1 protein-coding gene is annotated in these 459 nt (G+C 39.4%); it reads left to right on the top strand.

Annotated elements, in window-relative coordinates; all coding sequences use genetic code 11:
* The coding region (locus tag GQR38_RS20120) for a PLP-dependent transferase (protein WP_206006360.1) at positions 1 to 426 on the top strand (426 nt) is incomplete at its 5' end.
* Positions 427 to 459 lie beyond the last annotated feature (33 nt).

The following is a 459-nucleotide window of genomic DNA, read 5'->3' as shown; positions in this document are numbered from 1 at the left end:
CGTACGCTAGGGGTACGCATGGCGCAGCATGAAAAAAATGCACTGCAAATTGCTAATTGGTTAGCGACACGTCCTGAAGTAGATCATCTTCGTCACCCCGCATTTGAAACTTGCCCTGGACATGAGTTTTTCAAACGCGATTTCACTGCTTCTAACGGTTTATTCTCTTTTGTATTAAAAGAGGGCAACAGCAAGGCGTTGACTGCATTAGTTGAAAATATGCATCACTTTAAAATGGGTTTTTCATGGGGCGGATTTGAAAGCTTGATTTTGAGTGTATCGGGTATTGATAAAATCAGAACTGTTACTCAATGGGATAGCAGCAAACCGTTGATACGTTTACATATTGGTTTAGAAAATCCAGAAGATTTAATTGCAGATTTAGAAGCAGGCTTTGACCGTTTTAATGCTGCATTTAATAAATAGTATTTTCCAGATTCAGCATTGCTATAGAAGGGG

Origin of the sequence: Pseudoalteromonas sp. c7(2019) (genome assembly GCF_011378625.1) — a bacterium.
In the GTDB taxonomy this organism is placed as follows: domain Bacteria; phylum Pseudomonadota; class Gammaproteobacteria; order Enterobacterales; family Alteromonadaceae; genus Pseudoalteromonas; species Pseudoalteromonas arctica.
The sequence above is the reverse complement of the archived record's forward strand: the minus strand, read 5'-3'. Positions and strand labels throughout refer to the sequence as shown.